Here is a 19,293-nt window from a genome sequence, read left to right as displayed (position 1 = left end):
CGTTGGGAAATTCCCAACGCCTCTCCTTTAGTCTGTTTAGTCTGTTAATTGCGACGAAGAGGAATTTTTCGGTTGATTGCCCACGCGAGGAAGAACATCATCAAGGTGAACGCCAAGAACGACACTGCCCAGGCGCCGGGAAGAGTGAAGATTTCTTCGCCCCAGATTCCCAGTGGGCCGTGGTCAAAACTCCACTGTGCATGACCTGTGCGAAGGTAGGAGAGAAAGATTCCGAGAGCAATGATTGCTGAGAGCATGACCTGGATAATCAGACCGCCAATGATCACCTGGCGCAGACGCCAACGAGTAAAAACAATCCCAAGGAAAATTCCAGCGCTCAATGATGCGGCCAGAGCGGTGACATTAAACGCCAGCGCTGCGAGGGTGACTCCCTCAAGTATGACGCTTTCGATAAGCCATGCGCCTGCCCACATCACACCGATGACACCCCACACAAGTGCCATGATGAGAAGAAATGAGCACACAATGAAACGGAAGTTCTCGCTTCGTGTTACTCCGGCGGCAACATGAGCTCGCGTGTTGTAGACAAAGAGCGCGGCCATAGCAGTGCCAAATCCAGTCAGAGTTGCCAGAAAGCGGCTCAGACCGCTCCACAAGTACGAATGAGATCCGATCTCTTCGATCCATGGAATGTCCTCATTCGATCCTCCTCCGAAGATCACCCGGACGGCGAGTAACACCGTCACAAGGAAGACGCTGACCAAAGCAGAAGTTTGAACGATTTGGCGTCCATACGCGGAGAAAAGTTTCATGATGTCACTTCCTTACTTCCTTTTCACGCGCATCCGGCGCATCACACACCACGATCCCAGAGCCGGGATTATGGCGAGCAACGCAGCGTGCTCGGTCATTGCAATCGCAGGATTTGCCACTGTGATGAGCTTGTGAAGATCAGAGAGCCAGTTCGCAAGTGATGCACCGATATAGGACGTGAAGATTCCATAGGAGATGGAGATTGACAGCCACAGACCAAGAATAGTGAAGATCAGTGTTGTTCCGCCGTAGCGCAGGGAGAAAACGGTCATGAGGAGTATCCATGCAAAGAACACTAGGTGCCACAGTGGAATATAAAGATACATCCACATTGACGATCCGAGGACTGTGCGATCATCGAGAATATCGCCGATCAACAGGAGGACAACCGATATTGCGGAATGTATCGCGGCCACCGTCACTGCCGTCGCGAGGGCGGACAGTGCGAGTGAACGGCGAGTGACGCCTGCTCCAAGGCGTCCCTTGACACGCTTGCTCACCGCGATACCGAACCCAAGGGAGAAAATATAGAGCAGATTTGCCATCCCTGCCATGAGGTTCCACGGGCCACCGAGTTCCACCGTCGGAATACTGATCTCAGGATCAGACACGTCATTTCCTGCCGGAATTGCGCTTGTGTCCAGTATTGTCGCCGGATAGGGATGGAGCGTGCCGAAGTCGGGCGAGCCGACTATGACGGATGGTGAGGTGTCGAAGGAACCGTTGAGGAAGCGATACGTCAGGAGTGCCCCTGCTGTGAGCAGAAGGAAGAGCGGGAGAGTCCAGAGCATCGGTCGAAGATCGGCCTTGATTAATGAGCGTTGCATTCTAGGCCTCCTGATGAGGAGTCGATGAGTGGGAATCGAGCTGTCCAAGTACCTCTGTGCCAGAGACGCGCCGTGTAATATGAGCCAGAATCGAGGTTAGATCAGGAACTCCTTTTTCAATTGACATGAGGCGTGCGTAAGAGGCACGAACGTCGTCGGCGGTTCCTTCTGCAGCGAGTTGCCCATTTTCGACAATCCACACGTCTTCGATGAGATGCTCAATCTCGTTGACATTATGGGAGGAAATAATGATTGTGCGCGGATGCGCGATGAAATCCTGGAGAAGAACATCGTAGAAATCGCGACGCAGTACCGCGTCCATGCCCAGGTGGACTTCGTCGAAGATGGTGAGCGGAGCGCGCGATGCAATTCCGAGGGCAGCTGACAGAGCGCTCTGTTGGCCGCGCGAGAGCTGGTTTGGGCGTTTTGTGAGCGAGATTTCCCATGCATTCAGCAGACCTTCAGCGAGCTGGTGATTGAACGTTGGTCGAACTGCGTCCCACAAGGCTAAGGTTTGTGTAATTTTGAGGTTCTCATAGAGGAGAGTCGAATCGCTGACCAGAGCGACCTGGGGCATGACTTTCGAGTTTTCCCAGATTTCTTGCCCCTCAAGCGTGATTTCACCTCGGAAAGGAATCTGAGCCGCCATCGCCATAGCGAGCGTAGATTTTCCGCTGCCATTACGTCCGAGCAAACCAGTGATGACATTTGGCCGTAGGCGTGCGTTGATTCCTTTAATTGCTTCGAAGCGTCCGTAGCGTACGTGTACATCATGAAGCACGACGCCGGTGGCCTTGTGTGTGTCCACGGGGTGATGCTGTGTCATAGCGTCGTTGCCAGAGATCGGCGTAAGCCTATCTGAGTGTGTCATTGTTCCTCCAGGATTGTGCGAGTGAGAGTGATGATTTCTTCCGGGGTGAATCCGTATGCCACGCCCGCGCGAATGGCTGGTTCGAGGTGTTCGGTGAGGAAATTTTGGCGTCCTTGTGTGCGCAAAATTTCGGGGGCATCGTCTGAAACGAACATGCCGATTCCGCGTTGTTTGTATACCAATCCCTCAGCCGTGAGGGTCGAAAATGCCTTATTCGCAGTGGCTGGATTAATTCGGTATGTGGTGGCGTACTGAGTCGTCGACATCAGTTGATCACCGGGAACGAGTTCGCCAGCCACAATTTTTCGTCGAATATCTTGAGCGATCTGCACATAGATGGGTGTCGACGAGTCGAAAGTCAGCATTCATCCCCCTTCTCCTTTGTTGGTTAGTTACATGACTAATTAACCACTAAGGGTAAGGAGGTGTCAAGTTTCAAAATCCTGTGCGGTTTTCACAAAGATCAACGCGACGAGCGACACAAAAGGGAAGAGCCGATCACAGACCCTTATTCTTTGTCACGCAAGATACGGTCAGCGTCCGGATTCACTCCGCCGTCCCGACGTCGACGCACGCCGCGTGCCCGTTCCATCGACTTCACGCGCAACGCCTTGAGTTTTTCTGAACGCAAACGCGCACTCAGATCCATCGCCTTGATAGGAAGCATCCAGTGGTAGCGCCGAGCAAGCAAGCCGAAAATCAAACAGATGGAGATCGCCAACCCCATCCCTACTTCATACATTCCATAGCTCTGGAAAAACACCATCAGCCCAGCGGCAATCACAGAGAAAGTGGCATACAAAGGATTGGAGCCGAACACAGCGGGTCTGCGCCCGACCATCACGTCACGGTAGATTCCACCCATCACCGCGGTGATGGTACCCAAGAAAATTGATGACACCGGGTTCAGCCCGGCCATCATACCTTTTGCAGCCCCCGTCGCTGACCAACAGCCGAGCGCTCCGACGTCGGCGATTGCAAGTAAGCGTCGCGCCCACCGTCCATCGAGAGGAACTAAGTAGGCGAAAACTGAGGCGCCGATTGCACCCCACAAGTACCAAGGATCGGTCAGAGCAACAGGAAAATCGGTACCGAGGAGGGCATCGCGCGTCATACCGCCGCCTAGCGCGGTGACAATACCTAGCGCAAGGAAACCGAACATATCGAAGCTCAGCGAACGTGCCAAGGTTGCGCCGATCAGGCCGTTGGCTAACACACCAGCGACGTCAACAATGCGGAACAGTGTTTCTGGTTCCACGCTCCCCTCCTTGCAGGTCAATGGGGTGACGTACTCGCTTCCCGACGCCGGGGCAAGCGGACGTTGCCTACTGTAGCGTGCGTTGCGCGCGCCTCTCACACCCTAGTAGATGAGGAAAATGGCCGGCAATTGGCCGACCATTTTCCTTGAGCTGATGGAACGTGAAGGATCAGTCCTCAACCCAGCGGTCGAGGGCGTGCTGATATGCTTCAGAATCGTGATCACCGCGCACGATCAGTGCAACGAGCTCAACCTTGCCGCTGTGCTCATCGAACCAATCGTCAACAGCCTTCAGTGCCACCTGAGCTGACTCCTCGAGCGAGAAGCCCCCTATTCCGGTGCCGATTGCTGGGAACGCAACAGACTTAATGTCCTTCACCTGAGCTGCCAGGTTCAGGCAGGCGGTGTAGGTGTCGTAGAGCTCCTTGAGACGATCTTCATGGTTGCCACCGCTGGCCTTCGGTGAGACAGCGTGGATCACGTACTTAGCTGGGAGACGGTAGCCACGAGTAATGACAGCTTCACCCAACGGAAGCTCCTCAATGCCTGTTATTTCCTTGATCTTCTTCAGATCGGATTTGATCCAGGGGCCGCCTTGAGTCTGAATTTCCGAATCAATGCAGTGATCGAAAGGAAGTGGGCAGCCGGAGAGATCTGGCATAGCCGAGGTCACGATAGCGTCGACAACGATCTGCTCCGAATCGCCACGGTAGAGCACCACAGAACCGGCGTGCGTGTAATCGGAATCAGGATCCAAATCGATCACGCGGCGCAGGCTCTTGACTTCGATGCGGCCGTGACGTCCCATGCGACGCCACAACAGCGTGTCGATAGCGCGCGAGGTAATCGGATCGAGATCGCCAGCAGGACGCTCGGCGAGTTCGGTCTTCAGCCATAGATCGAGTCCGGCATCGGTGGAGAGGTTTGCCGACGTGCCGCCGGTGTATTTCTTGTCCTTCAGGCCAGCCAGAGCGGTTAAGAGGAGATCGTGTGTGGAGCGGTCATCTGTTTTGGCCGCAGGTACCGGCGTGTCGAGCTGAATTGCTTCGCGGTAATCAGAGAGTTTCAACATTATTTCCCTTTCACAGAGCTACATCTAGATTACCCAACTGGTGCCGTAGTCTAAAGCCATGACATCTGGTTTTGACATTGATGAGTTTTTATTCGGCACCCCTTCCCGAAAGGAGGACGCCGAAGTTCCGACTAACGTCCCGTCTGAGGCTCCCGATAGCGACGCCGATGAGTTACCTGTCACTGCACCTGTCACTGCACCTGTCACTGACAGTGGTGACGGTGAGACGACAGCACCCACCGTCGTCGTCAACTACACAGTGACGCCAGCGAAAACGGGCCGCACACAAGGGCCTGTGGGTCTGCCCACATCGGGATTTGACCTTGTTATCGCAACCGATGGGTCGTGCTCAGGTAACCCTGGACCCGGTGGCTGGGCTTTTGTCGAACAAATAAGTGGGCAATGGGCGAGTGGTGGCGCGCGCGCAACCACAAACAACATCATGGAGCTGACCGCACTGGTATCAGCCCTCGAATTTGCCGGTCCGGAGCGGAGCCTCCTTCTACGTATTGATTCTCAATATGTCATTAACTCGGTGACCAAATGGGCGAAAGGATGGAGAAAGAAAGGGTGGAAGAAGGCTGATGGCAAGCCGGTGGCAAACCGTGAACTCATCGAACGAGCCCTCGAACTCTACGAGGGACGCACCGGCACTACCGAAGTTGAGTGGGTGCGTGGCCATGCAGGCGATGCCGGTAACGAGTTGGTCGATTCGCTAGCAGTAGCGCAGACCCAGATGCACGCGCGCTGAGACCGCTACAAAATGCGATCTCATTTCGTTGTGAACCTGATTCTCAGGAAGCGTGGTGTCGTTTAGACTGAGGGAATGACACATACAGCACCACGGGCCGAGAAGCGCCCGATTGAACGCACATTCCACGGCGATACCGTTGTGGATCACTACGAGTGGCTGCGAAGTGACGAGGCTGCCGCCCGTACCCTCGTCGAGAAAGAGAATGAGTGGTTCTCTGAGCGTACAGCGCATCTTGCGGGCCTGGAAAAGAAAATTGTGGGGGAAATCGCCGCACGCACGAAAGAAGCCGACGTAACGGTTCCGATTCGCAAGGGCGATTACTGGTACTGGACTCGCACATTCGAAGGTAAATCGTACCCAGCCTTCTCTCGCACGCGTGCTCTGGGGAGCGAGCGCCCCGATCCGAACACTATTGGTGACGCTGAGCAGGTAATTTACGATGCCAATGAGCTTGCACAGCCGCACGAGTTTTTCTCTATCGGTGGACAGGCTGTCTCACCGGACGGGGAGCTCCTCGCGCTCGCGGTAGATGTGGCAGGAAACGAAGAGTTCTCGCTGACAATCTCGCGTATCGACACCGGTGAAGTTGTGGATTCTTCGCTGTCGAAGATTGTGTACGGTCTCGTCTTTTCCCCAGATTCGAGCCGCATTTACTACACGCGCGCGGACTCAGCGTGGCGTTCCTACCAGGTCTGGGAACACGTGATCGGCACCGACCCTGCTACCGATCGTCTCCTTTACCAGGAAGATGACGAGAAATTCTCCGCATGGATGTGGGGCTCGCGTGACGGTGAGTGGCTCATCATCCATTCGGCATCCACCACCACTTCTGAGGTGCGCCTCATGCATATTGCCGACGCCAGCGCCGAGCCTTTCGTGGTGTCCGAGCGTCGCGCTGGACTTGATTACACGGTGGAGATTGCTGGTGATCAGCTTCTGATCTGGCACAACCTCACCAACGTAGGCTTTGACGTGTCCAGTGCTCCAATTGGTGTATCGACTCCTGAAAGCTGGAAGACCGTGATGTCTGCGGCCAAGGGTGAGCGCATTATTGAAGTTGCAGCGTTCGCAGGCTTCGCCGTGGTGTTGCTCCGCTCTGCTGGTTCAACCACTTTGCGTGTGTTGCGCAGGATCGAAGCGCAAGAAACAGACCAAAATGACGCACCGGCGTCGTCGGGCTGGAGTGAGCCGGAGGCGATCAACGCTCCTGAACTCTCCACGATTGATCTGGGAAACAACCCGGAGTGGGATGCACAGTCAGTGCTCTTCATGACCGAGTCACTACTTGACCCGGTCACGACGAACGAGTGGGACGCCACAACCGGCGTGGTACGCACACTCAAGGTACTTGACGTACCAGGCTATGACCGTTCCAAGTACGTCCAGGTGCGCGAATGGGCCACTGCCGAGGATGGCACACAGATTCCAATGACGGTGGTCTACCGAGCTGACCTCAAGCGCGACGGCTCGAACCCCGGTTTCATTTATGGCTACGGCTCCTACGAGGACTCGATCGATCCGTTCTTCGCAGCGAACCGTCTGCCTATCTTCGATCGTGGAATCGTCTATGCCATCGCGCATATCCGCGGTGGTGGAGAGATGGGTCGCGAATGGTACGAGGATGGTAAGTTCGACAAGAAGAAGAACACGTTCAGCGATTTCGTAGCTGCGGCACATCATCTGTTCGACACTGGTCTAGTAGATCCGGCGCGTCTGGCGGCTGAAGGTCGCAGCGCAGGTGGTTTGCTGATGGGTGCGATCACGAACCTCGCGCCGGAGACATTCCGTGTGGTTCACGCTGGCGTGCCGTTTGTTGATGCGCTCAATACGATTCTCAAACCCGAACTCCCGTTGACTGTGGGCGAGTGGGAAGAGTGGGGCAATCCGGTGGAGTCGGAGCACATCTACCGCTATATGAAAGAGTACTCGCCCTACGAGAACGTGCGCGAGGGCGAACTTTACCCAGCAATCCTGGCGACGACGTCGCTGAACGACGTGCGCGTGTCCTACTTGGAGCCGACAAAGTGGGTACAGGTTCTGCGTGATAACGTTACCAACGACGAAGTGGCGCGTCCGATTGTTCAGCTGACCGAAACTGTTGCTGGTCACGGTGGCGGCTCAGGACGTTACAAGAAATGGGAAGATCGTGCGCGCGAGCTGGCGTTTATCTTCGATCAACTTGGTGTGACCGAGTGATGGTCTAGAGCAAGGCAAGACTGAGGCCCCAAGTCATCCGGTGAGGATGATTCGGGGCCTCAGTTTATTGAGGGAAAAGTTTCACTCCCTCGATCGAGCGAACTCTTCTTTAGCCTTTCATCACAGGCGGATCAGGCGATCCCATGCGGACAGAGCAGCCGTGGCTCCGGAACCGGAGGCGATCACGATCTGTTTAAACGCAGTGTCCGAGCAATCACCAGCGGCGTAGATGCCCGGGATGTTCGTCGCGCCCTTACCGTCAGTGGCGATCTCGTGCTTGGCATTGAGTTCCACCACACCGTCGAGCCACTCCGTGTTCGGCAGCAAGCCGATCTGTACAAACACGCCCGACAGATCCATAGACTTTTCCTCACCAGAGGCACGATCTGTGTAAGTCAAGCCGGTCACCTGCGTGCCATCGCCCACCACCTCGGTGGTCTGAGCGTTTGTGATGACCTCAGTGTTCTTCAGCGCAGCAAGCGAGTCCATGAGAACGTCGTCGGCGCGGCACTTGTCTGCAAACTCGAAAACGGTCACTTGTGAGGCGTGAACAGACAGATCGATTGCCGCCTCGATACCCGAGTTTCCGCCGCCGATCACGGCTACTTTCTTGTCCTTGAAAAGCGGGCCGTCGCAGTGCGGGCAGAACGTGACACCCTTGTTGCGGTATTCCTCTTCGCCTGGCACTCCCATCAGACGCCAGCGTGCGCCGGTCGCGACGACGACGGTGCGAGCCTTGAGTGCGCCGTCGCCGAAGTGGACGGTGTGCAGTTCGCCCTCTGCCGACGCCGGAGTGAGTCCGGTTGCGGTTGAGGCAGGGTAGACGTCGATCTCATAGTGCTTGACGTGCTCTTCGAGCTGCGCGGAGAGTTTCGGACCTTCGGTGTAGGTCTGCGAAATGAAGTTCTCGATTGCCAGAGTATCGTTCATCTGACCGCCGAAGCGCTCACCAGTGATTGCTGTGCGCAGACCCTTGCGTGCAAAGTAAATCGCTGCTGCAGCGCCAGCTGGACCCTGCCCCACAACGAGGGCGTCATAGGGGGCGGCAGAATTCATCTTTTCAGCGGTGCGATCAGCAGCCCCGGCATCCAGACGAGCCACGAACTCTTCGATCGTGGTGCGGCCTTGACCGAACTCTTCACCGTTGAGGTAGATCGTTGGCACTGACAGAATATTCTTTGCGTTAACCTCGTCCTGGAAGAGCGACCCCTCGACAGCTGTGTGCTTAATACGTGGGTTGATGACGCTCATTGTGTTTAGAGCCTGAACAACGGTTGGGCAATTCTGGCAGGTTAGTGACATGTAGGTGACGAATTCAAAATCCCCTTCAAGACCGGCGACGGCATCGATGAGCTCTTGGTCTTCCTTGATCGGATTTCCTCCAACCTGTAGTAACGCAAGAACGAGCGAAGAAAACTCGTGACCCATCGGAATTCCTGCGAACTGGACAGCAATATCTGTACCTGCACGACGGATGGTGAAGCCGGGCTTACGCTCGTTGACTGAGTCGTCGCGTACGTATTCGATGTTATCGCTCAGTGCAGCGATGTCCTGGAGCAACAGTTCGAGATCTTCCGACGCGGGGCGCTCGTCAAGCGATGCCACCAGCTCTACTTTCTCGGTGATACGCCCGGTGAGTTGCGCAAGTGATGCGGTCAAGTTCTCGTCTAGTAATTTCTTGGCCATCGAAGCCTCCTCAAAGAATGATGTGGGTGTTGTGGTGTCAAAGCTGGTGTGCTGAGGTGTCAAAGCTGGTGTGCTGAGGTGTCAGAGGAACGCCCCTGAAGGTAGTTCACTACCGACGGTAGCCCTTCAGGAGCGTTCCAGAACACCGATGTGATGCGTGGTGATCAGATCTTGCCAACCAGATCGATGCCTGGGGTCAGAGTTGCTTCGCCCTCTTCCCACTTTGCCGGGCAAACTTCGCCCGGATGTGCTGCGATGTACTGAGCGGCCTTGATCTTGCGTAGGAGTTCTTCGGCGGAACGGCCAATGCCTTCAGCGGTCTGCTCGATATACTGGATGACGCCGTCGGGGTCGATGAGGTAGGTGGCGCGGTCAGCCTGGGCGCCGCCTTCACGCAGGGTGTCAAAGTTGGTGGCGATCTGTCCGTTCGAATCGCCGAGCATGAAGTACTTGACCTTACCAACTTCTTCGGAATCGTCATGCCACGCCTTGTGGACGAAGTGCGAATCGGTGGACACAGAGAACACTTCGACACCCATTTCCTGGAGCTGGTCGTAGTGATCTGCGAGATCGCCGAGTTCGGTGGGGCAAACGAAGGTGAAATCGCCGGGGTAGAAGAAGAAAACGGCCCACTTACCGAGAACATCCTTCTCCGTTACTTCCACGAATTCGCCGTTGTGGTAAGCCTGCGTGCTGAACGGCAGGATGGAGGTGTTAATCAGAGACATAGCGCCCTTTCTTTCCGATTGGATCCAAATTCGGAAACCAATACTTGAATGATTCAAGAAAAGTTTATCCCGCTGAGTGCCTAACTGCAAAGAAACTCGTCCGAGGTGTCGCTAACGTCCCAAGAGACGTGCTCTCCAACCACCGAGATTTACGGGTGTGGACTAGCGCCTCATCGCTGCGCCAAGCGCTGCCTTCCAGGAACCAAAACGCTGACGTATCGCAGCTCCCGAGGGGAGCTCGCCCTTCTTCTCATTCTTTTCTAACCACGTTTTGTAGCCAGCGAAGGACGCAGACGTACCCGAGTGGGCGGCATCGATCATGTAGGCGCGAATCGCATAGATGTAATCATCGTGGCTGAACTTCAACCCACCACGAGCGCGCCCACGCCTCGGCTCCAAGCCGATTGCTGCCAGCGCATCGTTCCAGTATCCATTGAAACGCTTAATGATTGTTTGCGATGTCGGAGGCCATAAGAAACCCCCCTCACCCCCGTTTTGTAAAGCAATGAACTGCGAACGGTGTTGATCGTATTCCTTGGCGGTGAGAGTTGCTTGAGGTTTAGTTTGAGTCAGCCGCGCACCTGCCGCCACAAGACCAATGACATGTTCGATCGCTTCATGGCTCAAGCCTTCGAGATGGTCAGTAATCTCATCGTGAACTGCGCTGGACACATCCTCGGTTGCTAACGGTTCACAGTTATTTGCCGACGCAAGCATCAAGTACATTGCTGCCATCAACGAGCGGTGACCGAAGTGCTTCGCCGGGCCGTGGTTGGAACGTGCAGTTTCAAGGATTCCCCCGCGGTAGAGAAACTCCAGTGCCAAAATGGCCGCAGACGTCGCGACTTCGCAGAGTTCAGCGTGGAAGGAAACCGACTGGTCATCAGGCTTGCCGCACAGATCGGAAATACCGCGAACCGAGAGGAATGGAATCCCGAAGCGATGTGCAGTTTGAGCGGCAGCGTGACTTTCCATATCTGCGCTCAACGCATACGGGAAGATATCACGCTTATCTTCGACGTTGCGCTCGGTGACAAACGCGTCAGAAGACAGCATCTGTCCAATGCGAATGTCATGAGGACAAATTGTGCGACCCGGATCCGACTCATGATCACTGGAAAACACCGAAACTGCCTCTGACCAGTGAACTGGCTGTCCCGACGTCGACAGCGCTTCGATGAGCGAGCGAGCACCGTCAAGAAGAACCGCGTCGCCTGTGAAAATCTCCGGCTGACCCGGAACCTGGCCGGGAGCGTAACCGAAGGCGGTGCCATCTGCCCCGCTATTGATGTACGTTTCGCCGACGATGACCTGGCCGACGCGCGCATCGGCCGCAAGTCCGCCTGTCGAACCGATCGAAATAATAGCCCGCGGCTGATACTTAGCCAATGCCCACCCAAGCGCGCTGGCACACGCAACCATGCCAATTCCAGTGACCATCGTGACGATATCGGAACGGCCACGATGGAACGCCACCACCTTCGCTACCGAATTTTCGACCTCGGTGCGCTTGGACTGAGCGAGAAGTTCGTGCATCGGTGCCATTTCTTCAGGCATGGCAGAGATGATGAGAGCGTTGATCGGAATCATAAGGAGGCCCCTTTGCCAGCATGAGCTGTCAGAACCTGCTCCCACTCGGATCGTTTGGACAGCATGGCTGTGACGGCATCTTGAGCGCCCGTGAGTGAGTGGTGGGCACCCCACCCGCACTGCACTTCGTTGGCGGCAGGGACGGAATCGGCATTGAGAATGTCGTGGAAAGTGGTCTCGATTAATTCGGCAGTTGATGCCACGTCCGGTTCTCCGCTGAGCATGAGGTAGAAGCCTGTTTGGCAGCCCATCGGGGAAAAATCAATGACGTTTGACGCGTGGTTTCGCGAAAATTCAGCGAACATGTGCTCAATGGAATGGACGGCGTCCATCTCCAAGTGTTCGGAATTGGGCTGGCAGAAACGCACATCATACTTCGTCAGCACACTTCCCTCGCTCAGGCGTTTGACATCTGCGACGCGGATGTAAGGGGCACGAACGTAACGATGATCGAGGTTGAACGATTCCACATTAAGTTTCATGTTGTGCTCCCATATTGAATCCATTAAACAGTTATAGCTTCAGATTACACGTCCTTGTGGACCTGCGGGGAGTGCCACGACCCCTATGGACACCGTCGTGCGCGTAACGGATAATGTGCTCATGAACGCAATTGTGACAGTGACAGGGCTTGACGCCACTGGAATCGTGGCAGCCGTTTCCGGACACTTGGCCCAAAAGAACATCAACATTCTCGATATTTCTCAGCAGACGATGGGCGAGTACTTCGCGATGATTCTCGAAATTCAGCTGGGAGATCAGCCGAATATGCTCGAGCTGCAGGAGTCCCTGCGTGCGCTCGGTGAGGAGCGCGGCCTGGTGATCACCCTCCAGTCCCATGCAATTTTTGACGCGATGCACGATCTATAAGGGGCGCACATATGTTGCATAACGTGAACGAGATCCTCGAGACAGTCAACATGATCGCCGAGGACAAACTCGACATTCGTACCGTCACCATGGGTATCTCGCTGCTCGATTGCGCCGACTCTGACGACGCTCGCGCTCGTGCGCGAGCCTACGACAAGATCACCCGTCTGGCGGCGAACCTTGTCGAGACAGCGCAGTCGATTGAAGCTGAACTCGGTATTCCTATTATTAATAAGCGAATTTCAGTTACCCCCATCGCACTCGTAGCTGGGGCGTCGGAGAACCCTGACTACGTGGAGTGGGCTCGCACGCTTGATGCAGCGGCAAAAGCTGTGGGGGTTGATTTCCTTGGCGGTTTCTCCGCTCTCGTTGAAAAGGGCACGACGGTATCCGATCAGCGACTCATCGACTCGATTCCTCAGGCGTTGACCAGCACCGATGTTGTGTGTTCATCGGTCAATATTGGATCTTCGCGCGCGGGCATCAATATGGATGCTGTGAAGCGCATGGGTGAAGTTGTGGCTGAAACTGCTGCGCTCCCAGGAGGACTTCTTGGCGCTGCGAAGCTAGTGATCTTTGCAAACTCTGTTGGTGACAATCCTTTTATGGCTGGAGCATTCCACGGTGTGGAGATGCCTGAGTGTGTGGTGAGCGTGGGCGTTTCGGGGCCTGGCGTTATTAAGCGTGCGATCGATTCCGTGCCTGAAGGGTCATTCAACGAGCTGGCTGAGATTGTCAAGAAAGCGGCATTCAAAGTGACCCGCACAGGTGAGATTGTGGGGCGTATGGCGGCTGAGCGTCTCGGTGTTCGATTCGGTATCGTGGATCTTTCACTTGCGCCAACTGCAGAGGTAGGCGATTCTGTTGCCCGTGCGTTGGAAGCAATGGGGCTGGAGCGCATTGGCGCTCACGGAACTACTGCGGCGCTCGCGCTTCTGAATGATGCCGTGAAGAAAGGCGGCCTCATGGCATGTTCGCAGGTGGGTGGACTGTCGGGTTCCTTCATTCCAGTGTCTGAGGATGAGGGCATGATTGAAGCTGCTCGTCTTGGTGCGATTTCGGTATCGAAGCTCGAAGCGATGACAGCGATCTGTTCTGTTGGCTTGGACATGATTGCCATTCCGGGTGATACTCCGGCTGCTTCTATTGCCGGCATGATTGCTGATGAAGCGGCTATCGGTGTGATGAATAATAAGACCACTGCTGTTCGTGTGATCCCCGCTGTGGGAGTTCCTGATGGGGAAATGGTGGAGTTTGGCGGTTTGCTTGGGCAGGCGCCAATCATGCCGATCAGCCCGTATTCGTCACAGGCATTTATTGACCGTGGCGGTGCAATTCCGGCGCCGCTGCATCAGTTCAAGAACTAGATTCTTTTACTGTTAATAGGTGAGGGTCTCCCACGATCGTGGGAGACCCTCACCTATTAACAGCTACTTGTGTGAAATCGTGGCACCGATTTCACACAAGGTGGTGCTTACTGCTCGTGGCATTCGGGGCACAAACCCCAGAACGTCACTTCTGCCTCGTCCAGGATGAAGCCATGATCATCAGACGGAGTGAGGCACGGAGCGTAGCCCACCACACAGTCGATATCGATCACTGTGCGGCAGTGACGACACACTAAGTGGTGGTGGTTATCGTGATTAGATACTTCATAGAGCGGTACAGAGCCCGCCGGCTCAATCTTTCGCAGAATCCCTTTTTCAGTCAGGGCGTGGAGTACATCGTAAATCGCTTGAGTTGAAACACGGCCAAGGCGTTCAGTGACACCGCGACGCACATCATCGGCGGTCGAGTGTGGGTGTTGAGTTAGCTCGTGCAACACGGACAGTCGCGGCTTCGTAACGCGCAGGCCAACCTCATGTAGCGTTTTCGAGAAAGATGTGTCCATGAGAACAATGTTGACCGGTTTTTTCGAATCATTCAAGTTTCATGTGGAGAATTTCACCAAAATCATTGCATGATTAGCTTCATATTCCATTCCAACGGGGCAAAAGTCCTAATGTATTTTTTCAGACTCGCCGAGTTTCACACGAAAATTTCCTTTTCGCGTTGCCACCCCCGCCCACTTTTCCGCGTGTCAATGCGCCGAACTCTGTCAAGAGGTAAAACCCCACATATCGGAAGATGTTGCGGTGGATGAAATACGCTCACACAAGATGTAGTGTTGGGGAACGTTGCCGTACATAACACAGCGACTCTGGTTCACTGGATGTTGGCAATACACTAGGCCGCCCCTCGGAAGGAGAGATCAATGATCACCGTTTACAGCAAGCCCTCATGCGTGCAATGCAACGCCACGAAGCGCTCGCTGATGAAACTCGGTCTTGAATTCACCGAAGTGGATCTCACCGCGGATGCTCAGGCACTCGAATCTGTTCAAGGTCTCGGATATACATCAGCCCCCGTTGTGATAGCGAACGGGGAACATTGGAGTGGCTACCGCCCGGACAAAATCAAGGCACTCGCCACCACTGAACGTGCAACCGCCGCTGCTTAACTCATGAGCAATGGTTCACGTCGTCTACTTCTCGTCGGTCACCAACAACACCGCCCGCTTCGTTGAGAAACTGGGTGTAGATGCGCAACGCATCCCGCTCCGACGAAGCGACCCATTCCTTCGTGTCACTGAACCATACGTGTTAATCGTTCCTACTTACGGCGGAGGGAACCACGCAGGTGCGGTGCCCAAACAGGTCATCAAATTCCTCAACGATCCCGAAAACCGTGCTCTTATCCGCGGAGTGATTTCCGCAGGAAACACAAATTTCGGAAAAGCCTACTGCATCGCGGGCGACATCATTTCCCGCAAGACTCACGTACCCCATATGTACCGTTTCGAACTGCTCGGCACCCCTGCCGACGTGGAGAAAGTTAAAGAAGGATTGGAAAAGTTTTGGACTACCATTCACTGAACGCCCAACTCAATCTCTACGCGCCCGACGGCTCGATTCAATTCGACGCAGATCTTCGGGCTGCTGAGGTGTACATGCAAGAACACGTCGAGCCCCGGCGTCGTCGCTTTGGCTCTGTTGCCGAGCGCATGGCGTGGTTGGTCAACGAAGGCTACTACGAACAGACTGTCGTTGACCGTTATAGCGGCGAGTTCGTGGAAGCAATTTTTGCAGAAGCGGATGCGATGAATTTCCACTTCTCCTCCTTCCTCGGTGCCCTGAAATTCCACACTTCGTATGCGCTCAAAAGCTTTGACGGCAAGGAATATTTGGAAAATTTTGAGCAGCGCGCCGTGATGGTTGCTCTCGCGCTTGGCGAAGGTAACGAACACCAAGCGATGAGCCTGATGCGCGAGATCATCTCGGGTCGTTTCCAACCGGCCACCCCAACCTTCCTGAACGCAGGCAAGATTGCGCGTGGGGAGCTAGTATCGTGTTTCCTCTTGCGTATCGAGGACAATATGGAGTCCATCTCGCGCGGAATTAACTCGGCTCTGCAACTATCCAAGCGCGGCGGCGGTGTAGCGCTCAACCTTACCAACCTCCGTGAGCTCGGAGCACCGATTAAGCGAATTCAAAACCAGTCCTCAGGTGTAAATCCGGTGATGAAGCTCCTTGAGGATGCATTCTCTTATGCGAACCAGCTTGGCGCTCGACAAGGCGCAGGTGCGGTATATCTCCACGCGCATCATCCCGATATTCTGCGCTTCTTGGATACGAAGCGTGAAAATGCAGACGAGAAGATCCGCATCAAGACACTCTCGCTTGGCGTGGTGATCCCGGATATTACGTTTGAGCTGGCCAAAGCGAATGAGCCGATGTATTTGTTCTCTCCCTACGACGTCGAGCGTGTGTACGGAGTGCCGATGACGGAAATTTCGGTCAGCGAAAAGTATCGAGAGATGGTAGCCGACGATCGTATCCGTAAATATCAGATCGACGCCCGTGCTTTCTTTAAGACTTTGGCCGAGATTCAGTTCGAATCGGGCTACCCCTACATTGTTTTTGAAGATACGGTGAACCGCACTAATCCGATCGACGGGCGCATCTCCATGTCGAACCTGTGCTCGGAGATTCTTCAGGTGTCTGAGGCGTCCACGTTCAATGCGGATCTCTCTTATGAACATGTGGGCAAGGATATTTCCTGTAACCTCGGGTCCTTAAATATTGCGAAGGCAATGGATACTGGCGATCTTGGGAGCACAGTGGAGACCGCGATCCGCGCGCTAACCGCCGTCTCTGATCAGACCTCGATTGATTCTGTGCCTTCCATTAAACGAGGTAATGAGCGCTCGCATGCAATTGGCTTGGGACAGATGAATCTTCACGGCTACCTTGGCCGTGAGCGGATTTTCTACGGTTCTCCCGAAGCGCTCGACTTTACGAACATTTACTTCTATACGATTGCTTACCACGCAATTCGCGCATCGATGGAAATCGCGAAGGAACGAGGGGAAAGCTTCGACGGTTTCGAGCGTTCGGACTACGCCAATGGCACGTACTTCGACAAGTACATCGAACGCGAGTGGGTGCCCGAAACAGAACGTGTGCGCGAACTTTTCGCCGCTCACCATATCCCGACTCAGTCAGATTGGCGCCAACTGCGCACTGACGTCGCCGAATATGGAATGTATCACCAGAATTTGCAAGCGGTGCCGCCCACAGGGTCGATTTCGTATATCAACCATTCGACATCGTCGATCCATCCGATCGCCTCGAAGATCGAGATTCGCAAGGAGGGTAAGATCGGGCGCGTTTATTACCCGGCGGCGTATATGACCAACGACAATCTGGAGTACTTCCAGGACGCATACGAAATCGGGCCGCAGAAGATTATCGATACCTATGCCGTGGCCACACAGCATGTGGATCAGGGGTTAAGTCTGACGTTGTTCTACCCGGACACGGTCTCCACGCGCGATGTGAACAAAAACTATATCTATGCCTGGCGCAAGGGGATCAAGTCGCTGTACTACATGCGTATTCGACAGGCCGCGCTTGAGGGCACGGAAGTGGAAGGTTGCGTTTCGTGTATGCTCTAGTGAATCTGTGAAGAAACGAGGTCGGGGTTGATTGCCAACCCCGACTTTTGATTGTGTTGCCTGTGTTTTGTCAGCAAAGATGCTACGCCCATTACTCACCTTAAAAGAGGAAAAACGAGGAATGTAGCTGGTCGGGGAAGCGAACCGGGATCGCTATTAGCGACGCGAGAAACACACCACAACCCCTCTGTGTCCTGCCCGCTGAATTTATTCGGCGGGCAGGTTTGGCGGTACGCCGTGGTTTGTAAAGTGATCGTGAGGGCTTTGTGAGACGTGATACTTTGCCCTGTCGTATTTTGGCACCCCTTAAATCGGCTTTTAGCCGTATATACGTTCGAAGCGAGATATTAGGGGTGCCAAAATACGGTGGGTGTGAGTATGAAAATTTTTGAGCCGGGAGAGAATACGCGCGGTGTCCTAGCAGGCCAGTAAAAACATGGGTGTGACTAGCTTGGTTGAGAAAAAGATCGCGCGTTTACCTCTCCCGTGTGAGTGGCATCGGATGAGACGATAAGAGAAATTCGGTATTGGCAGATCCCACTGCTCACATCGAAGAACGCAACCACACACGAACGCGTACCAACGCATCGACATTGGCGCGCACACCCGGAAGGAAAATGATGACGCCACCAGAGTTTCGCCTGCGTGAAGGCACTGTCAAAGCAATTAATTGGAACAAGATCGAAGACGAAAAAGACCTCGAAGTGTGGGAGCGGCTCACTGGCAACTTCTGGCTGCCTGAAAAGGTCCCTGTTTCCAACGATATCCCCTCATGGAACACTCTTGCGCCGCATGAACAGCTCATGACGACACGCGTGTTCACTGGCCTGACACTGCTCGACACTGTCCAGGGCACCGTGGGTGCGGTTTCGCTTATCCCGGATGCAGTCACCCCGCACGAGGAAGCCGTCTACACCAACATTGCGTTTATGGAGTCAGTACACGCAAAATCCTACTCTTCGATCTTCTCTACATTGCTGTCTACCGAAGAAATCAACGAGACTTTCGCCTGGTCAGAGAATAACGAGCACCTGCAAAAGAAAGAACAGATCATCCTTGATTACTACCGCGGTGACGATCCAGAAAAGCGCAAAGTCGCATCCACAATGCTTGAATCATTCCTGTTCTACTCGGGTTTCTACGCGCCGATGTATTGGTCCAGCCACGGCAAGCTCACCAACACAGCGGACATCATTCGACTTATCATCCGCGACGAAGCTGTGCACGGTTACTACATTGGATACAAGTACCAGGTCGCGTTGGCGAAGGCATCCAAGGAACGTCAGGCTGAGCTCAAGGATTACACCTTCGAACTACTCGAAGAGCTTTACGACAACGAAGTGGAATACACCGCTTCGCTCTATGACGAGATGGGCCTGACCGAAGACGTCAAGATGTTCTTGCGTTACAACGCCAACAAAGCGTTAATGAACCTCGGCTATGAGGCTCTCTTCACGCCAGAAGATACCGCGGTGAACCCGGCGATCTTAGCGGCGCTTTCGCCGGGAGCCGACGAGAACCACGATTTCTTCTCAGGCTCCGGATCTTCCTACGTAATTGGTGCGGTGGAAGACACTGAGGATGATGACTGGGATTTCTGATCGAATATTGTCATCGCTTGATAAGCAATTTTGAGTTCAAGAGCAAAATTCGCAAAGTTCTCAGCGAGTG

Annotated in this window: 19 protein-coding genes; 8 read left to right on the top strand and 11 right to left on the bottom strand. The window is 54.5% G+C overall.

The features are described 5' to 3' along the window. Nucleotides 1-44: 44 nt before the first annotated feature. The 6 genes from ACTOVJ_RS00545 to ACTOVJ_RS00520 form a co-directional block, all read right to left on the bottom strand. Nucleotides 45-773 (bottom strand): hypothetical protein, encoded by a 729-nt coding sequence (locus tag ACTOVJ_RS00545; RefSeq protein ID WP_449503814.1) that lies wholly within the window; start codon nt 771-773, stop codon nt 45-47. Between the two features lie 12 nt (nt 774-785). Beyond that, nucleotides 786-1,601: a hypothetical protein gene (locus ACTOVJ_RS00540; RefSeq protein ID WP_449503815.1), complete on the bottom strand. Its 816-nt coding sequence runs from the start codon at nt 1,599-1,601 to the stop codon at nt 786-788. Between the two features lies 1 nt (nt 1,602). Then, complete coding sequence (locus tag ACTOVJ_RS00535; protein ID WP_449503816.1) at nt 1,603-2,472, bottom strand: ATP-binding cassette domain-containing protein; 870 nt, start codon at nt 2,470-2,472, stop codon at nt 1,603-1,605. Then, nucleotides 2,469-2,837 (bottom strand): GntR family transcriptional regulator, encoded by a 369-nt coding sequence (locus ACTOVJ_RS00530; protein ID WP_449503817.1) that lies wholly within the window; start codon nt 2,835-2,837, stop codon nt 2,469-2,471. Before ACTOVJ_RS00530 ends, ACTOVJ_RS00535 begins: the two co-directional genes overlap by 4 nt. A 143-nt stretch (nt 2,838-2,980) precedes the next feature. Beyond that, the gene (locus ACTOVJ_RS00525; protein WP_449501569.1) at nt 2,981-3,730 is read right to left on the bottom strand and encodes a trimeric intracellular cation channel family protein; all 750 of its coding nucleotides are present in this window, start codon (nt 3,728-3,730) and stop codon (nt 2,981-2,983) included. A gap of 169 nt (nt 3,731-3,899) precedes the next feature. Then, nucleotides 3,900-4,802 carry a macro domain-containing protein gene (locus tag ACTOVJ_RS00520; RefSeq protein ID WP_449501570.1) on the bottom strand — a complete coding sequence of 301 codons (903 nt, stop codon included), beginning with the start codon at nt 4,800-4,802 and terminating at the stop codon, nt 3,900-3,902. A gap of 58 nt (nt 4,803-4,860) precedes the next feature. Here ACTOVJ_RS00520 and ACTOVJ_RS00515 point away from each other — a divergent pair, with 58 nt between their 5' ends. Beyond that, entirely contained in the window at nt 4,861-5,553 is a 693-nt protein-coding gene (locus tag ACTOVJ_RS00515; RefSeq protein WP_449503818.1) for a ribonuclease H family protein, read from the top strand. Nucleotides 5,554-5,628: 75 nt separating this feature from the next. Then, a complete protein-coding gene (locus ACTOVJ_RS00510) occupies nt 5,629-7,752 on the top strand; it encodes a S9 family peptidase (protein ID WP_449503819.1) in 2,124 nt (707 codons plus the stop codon). Nucleotides 7,753-7,872: 120 nt separating this feature from the next. On the opposite strand, the gene ahpF is transcribed toward ACTOVJ_RS00510, so the two are convergent. The 4 genes from ahpF to ACTOVJ_RS00490 form a co-directional block, all read right to left on the bottom strand. Beyond that, on the bottom strand, nt 7,873-9,438 hold the full coding sequence (gene ahpF / locus ACTOVJ_RS00505) for an alkyl hydroperoxide reductase subunit F (RefSeq protein WP_449504594.1): 1,566 nt from the start codon (nt 9,436-9,438) through the stop codon (nt 7,873-7,875). Between the two features lie 164 nt (nt 9,439-9,602). After that, the gene (gene ahpC / locus ACTOVJ_RS00500) at nt 9,603-10,166 is read right to left on the bottom strand and encodes an alkyl hydroperoxide reductase subunit C (protein WP_449501574.1); all 564 of its coding nucleotides are present in this window, start codon (nt 10,164-10,166) and stop codon (nt 9,603-9,605) included. 162 nt (nt 10,167-10,328) lie between these two features. Next, on the bottom strand, nt 10,329-11,756 hold the full coding sequence (locus ACTOVJ_RS00495) for a 5'-methylthioadenosine/S-adenosylhomocysteine nucleosidase (RefSeq protein WP_449504593.1): 1,428 nt from the start codon (nt 11,754-11,756) through the stop codon (nt 10,329-10,331). Beyond that, nucleotides 11,753-12,238, bottom strand: coding sequence for an S-ribosylhomocysteine lyase (locus ACTOVJ_RS00490; protein WP_449501576.1), 486 nt, complete (start codon nt 12,236-12,238; stop codon nt 11,753-11,755). Before ACTOVJ_RS00490 ends, ACTOVJ_RS00495 begins: the two co-directional genes overlap by 4 nt. Before the next feature lie 85 nt (nt 12,239-12,323). Here ACTOVJ_RS00490 and ACTOVJ_RS00485 point away from each other — a divergent pair, with 85 nt between their 5' ends. Then, nucleotides 12,324-12,626, top strand: coding sequence for an ACT domain-containing protein (locus ACTOVJ_RS00485; protein ID WP_449501577.1), 303 nt, complete (start codon nt 12,324-12,326; stop codon nt 12,624-12,626). Between the two features lie 11 nt (nt 12,627-12,637). Continuing rightward, the gene (locus ACTOVJ_RS00480; RefSeq protein WP_449503846.1) at nt 12,638-13,993 is read left to right on the top strand and encodes a PFL family protein; all 1,356 of its coding nucleotides are present in this window, start codon (nt 12,638-12,640) and stop codon (nt 13,991-13,993) included. A 107-nt stretch (nt 13,994-14,100) separates the two neighbouring features. Here the strand turns inward: ACTOVJ_RS00480 and ACTOVJ_RS00475 are convergent, their stop codons facing one another. Next, nucleotides 14,101-14,517, bottom strand: coding sequence for a Fur family transcriptional regulator (locus ACTOVJ_RS00475; protein ID WP_449501579.1), 417 nt, complete (start codon nt 14,515-14,517; stop codon nt 14,101-14,103). Nucleotides 14,518-14,880: 363 nt separating this feature from the next. Between ACTOVJ_RS00475 and nrdH the strand changes: the two genes are divergently transcribed. The 4 genes from nrdH to nrdF all read left to right on the top strand — a co-directional run bounded on the left by nrdH (nt 14,881) and on the right by nrdF (nt 19,223). Next, complete coding sequence (nrdH, locus tag ACTOVJ_RS00470) at nt 14,881-15,126, top strand: glutaredoxin-like protein NrdH (RefSeq protein ID WP_449501580.1); 246 nt, start codon at nt 14,881-14,883, stop codon at nt 15,124-15,126. A 10-nt stretch (nt 15,127-15,136) separates the two neighbouring features. Beyond that, a complete protein-coding gene (gene nrdI, locus ACTOVJ_RS00465) occupies nt 15,137-15,541 on the top strand; it encodes a class Ib ribonucleoside-diphosphate reductase assembly flavoprotein NrdI (RefSeq protein WP_449503847.1) in 405 nt (134 codons plus the stop codon). Beyond that, nucleotides 15,523-17,622: a class 1b ribonucleoside-diphosphate reductase subunit alpha gene (gene nrdE / locus ACTOVJ_RS00460; protein ID WP_449503848.1), complete on the top strand. Its 2,100-nt coding sequence runs from the start codon at nt 15,523-15,525 to the stop codon at nt 17,620-17,622. Before nrdI ends, nrdE begins: the two co-directional genes overlap by 19 nt. A 617-nt stretch (nt 17,623-18,239) precedes the next feature. Then, nucleotides 18,240-19,223 carry a class 1b ribonucleoside-diphosphate reductase subunit beta gene (gene nrdF, locus ACTOVJ_RS00455; RefSeq protein ID WP_449501583.1) on the top strand — a complete coding sequence of 328 codons (984 nt, stop codon included), beginning with the start codon at nt 18,240-18,242 and terminating at the stop codon, nt 19,221-19,223. The last annotated feature ends 70 nt before the right edge of the window (nt 19,224-19,293 follow it).

This window comes from Arcanobacterium sp. (ex Cirak et al. 2026), assembly GCF_053585065.1.
This window is presented reverse-complemented; position numbering and strand designations above follow the sequence as displayed.